The sequence below is a fragment of the Aerococcus sp. HMSC10H05 genome (genome assembly GCF_001806975.1).
Taxonomy (GTDB): domain Bacteria; phylum Bacillota; class Bacilli; order Lactobacillales; family Aerococcaceae; genus Aerococcus; species Aerococcus viridans_B.
In genome coordinates, this window is sequence record NZ_KV786982.1 from 1 (window position 1) to 2,986 (window position 2,986).

General features: G+C 37.6%; 3 protein-coding genes and 1 pseudogene. 1 reads left to right on the forward strand and 3 read right to left on the reverse strand.

What is annotated here, in order from left to right; all coding sequences use genetic code 11:
- The coding region (locus HMPREF3116_RS09070; RefSeq protein ID WP_210382482.1) for a hypothetical protein at positions 1 to 194 on the forward strand (194 nt) is incomplete at its 5' end.
- 266 nt (positions 195 to 460) lie between these two features.
- On the opposite strand, the gene pcp is transcribed toward HMPREF3116_RS09070, so the two are convergent.
- From pcp to HMPREF3116_RS04845, 3 genes and pseudogenes are all read right to left on the reverse strand, one after another.
- Positions 461 to 1,108: a pyroglutamyl-peptidase I gene (gene pcp, locus HMPREF3116_RS04835; protein WP_070468066.1), complete on the reverse strand. Its 648-nt coding sequence runs from the start codon at positions 1,106 to 1,108 to the stop codon at positions 461 to 463.
- Between the two features lie 11 nt (positions 1,109 to 1,119).
- Entirely contained in the window at positions 1,120 to 2,037 is a 918-nt protein-coding gene (locus HMPREF3116_RS04840; RefSeq protein WP_070468067.1) for a DUF979 domain-containing protein, read from the reverse strand.
- A 1-nt stretch (position 2,038) separates the two neighbouring features.
- Positions 2,039 to 2,720 (reverse strand): annotated as a pseudogene (locus HMPREF3116_RS04845) (DUF969 domain-containing protein).
- Positions 2,721 to 2,986 lie beyond the last annotated feature (266 nt).

Here is a 2,986-nt window from a genome sequence, read left to right on the forward strand (position 1 = left end):
AGTTAGCGCCCATGCCGGGCGCACCAAAAAACCAGCTGTTGGGAGGACAGCTGGTTAAACTTGTCATCTTTCATTTTGGGAGGAGAAAGATTTATGAAGAAAAGTTTGGTTTCTTTATTGGGTATGCTTATATATTAAGCAATAGTTGTGAAGATAGTATGAAAGATTCAACCTTTTTTGTGGTTTCTTTGTGATAATTTTTTAAACAATTTCTAAAGAGACACCTATTCAAAAAAGGCCTATGATCATCACATCATAGACCTTTCTCTAAATGATACATAATGTCATATTCTCAACGCAGCAAAAATTGCGAGTCTAGACGACATTTGTCTCATCCTTTTTTAGTCGAGTTCCAAATGTCAGACTCACGCCGCTTCAGAAATATCCTGTGTGATGTGCCATCACTACGTTTATTTCTTCCACCGTTGCGAGTCTAAACGACATTTGTCTCATCCTTATGTTAATGTGTTTTTCCGCCGACAATTTTCATGTCTTCTTTTCCATCGTAATCCACGATAGCGGTAATTGCTGCCTCAATACCACGAACAATATCTTCTAGGGCCATTGATGGTGTATTTGGTCGATCTGTGACTTGTTCTGGTAAGAATGGAATATGCATAAAACCAGCTTTAATCGCTGGATACTCTTTATTTGTTAAGTATAGAGAGTGGTACATAATATGATTGCAGACAAATGTTCCAGCAGTATTGGATACTTCTGCAGGTACATTAGCCTCTTTCATATAAGTAACCATCGCTTTAATTGGTAACTGACTAAAATAAGCAGCTTCTCCGTCTTCTTTGATTGGTTCATCAATCGGTTGTTTACCTTCATTATCTGGAATACGTGCGTCATCCTCATTGATAGCTACACGTTCAGGTGTTAAAGCAAAACGACCTCCCGCTTGACCAATATTCAAGATATAATCAGGTTGATGTTCTTCAATTGCACGCTTCTCTACTTCTGCACTTTTATTAAAGACAGTTGGAATTTCTAATTTGATAATTTCCGCACCATTAATTTCTTCCGGCAAACGTTTTACCGCTTCAATCGCTGGATTAATCTTATCGTCACCAAATGGATCAAATCCTGTTACTAAAATTTTCATCTTTATACCTCCTAAAATGCCCAAGTATACATTAATACAATATGGACAACAATTAAAGCAATAGCAATTGGTGCTTGTCGTTTAATCACACCATACTCACTCTTCATTTCTAATAATGCCACAGGTAAAGCATTGAAATTACCCGCCATAGGTGTTAATAATGTCCCACAATAACCAGCCGTCATTGCTAAAGCACCTGCAATCGCTGGATTAGCACCCTGCATAATCACAAATGGAATACCAATACCTGCTGTAATAACTGTAAAAGCAGCAAATGCATTTCCCATAATCATCGTAAAGACAACCATCGCGATAACGTACATTGTTGCACCTAAAAATTGGTTTCCTTCAGGCACCAAGTTACCAAAGATTGAGGTTACTATTTCGCCGACTCCCGCATTAACAAAGATTACGCCTAGTGCAGCTAATAATTGTGGCAAAATAGCTGTTGATCCAACTTGCTGTACATTTCGATTAGATTCATGTAAAACTTGCTGGAATGGTGCACGGAAAATAGCCATCGCAAGCACTAATGCAACAATTGCGCCGATACCAATAGCACCCGCACCTGAAGCAGGTACAAACTGCGCAAGCACTAATGCTGTAACCGCCATCACAATAACCGGTACAAACACAAGGTTTCCAAAACGGTCAGCACTAGCTTCTGCACGCGTCTCATCTTGGTCAAAATTACCAGTTACAAAATGTTTCACCAAGGTAATAATTGCCAATAGTAAGACTAAAATACCAGAAATAATTGCTGGTAACCACTTTCCTAAAGCAAACAAAATCGCTAGGTCAAACCAAAATAAAGCCGTTCCAATGCGTTTATCTTGGTCAGATCTTAAAACTTTATAACCAGTAAAGGCAAACTGCAAGCCGATTAAAATGTAGAAGAATTCTAATAAATTTGTAAAGAAAGTTTCCATCTTACTTACCTCTCTTACGGTATTTACGGTTCATTTTTTGATCAAATACATAGTTATAAACTGCGGTTAAAATAAAGGTGATAATAGCAACTGGAAGTGACGCACGCGCTACATCAATTGCCATTACTTCATACCCTAAAGATTCTAGCGTTCCTGCAATCAACAAGGTACCTGCACTGGCTACGAAAGTATTTTGTGCATAGAAGTTCCCAATATTCTCCATAGCAGCAGATTGTGCTTTAATTTCTTCTTTTGTAGCCTCATTCAATTTCACCATTTTTAGAAATAGCTGCTGCTTCCGCCATAGGCTGTACCAAAGGTCGTACAAATTGTGGATGACCACCAATACGAATCGATAAGAATCCGGCTAATTCACGTAAGAATAAGTATAAAGTTAAGAATGAACCTGTTGTCATCCCTTTAACATTGTTAATCAATCGTACTGCTTGATTTTTCAAACCAAACGTTTCAGCCAAACCAATCATTGGCAAGGTTAAAATAAAAATTGTCACCAAGCGATTATTCACAAAACCTTCTCCAAGCATTACCAAGAAATCAGTAATCGAAATGCCCGACACTAAAGCTGTCGCTAGTCCTGCGATTACAACAACCGCAATGGTATCTAGCTTCACTGCAAAACCAATAATTATGATTAGAATACCAATCAACGGTAAATAATACATGATTTCCACTCCTTTTTATCATCAATCTTAATATCTTTCTATTTTATCATTTTTATGCAATAATTTGCAAAAACTTACAAAATAATGTTGTATCTAAATATTAAAAAAGGGGTAAGCATTATTTGTGCAACGGTCCCCACTACCATAAACCTCAATCACTCTCATACTAATTTGACGAATAGCCAAAAAAACCGCTAGCCAAAACAAATGTCTAAGCTAGCGGTTTTGATATGATTTGCATGGCAACGTCCTAGTCTCACAGGGGG

What these genes read in the sequence shown, in the direction of transcription:
- HMPREF3116_RS04840 (WP_070468067.1), bottom strand. Translation starts at nt 2,037, where the DNA reads ATGGAAACTTTCTTTACAAATTTATTAGAATTCTTCTACATTTTAATC.
- pcp (WP_070468066.1), bottom strand. Translation starts at nt 1,108, where the DNA reads ATGAAAATTTTAGTAACAGGATTTGATCCATTTGGTGACGATAAGATT.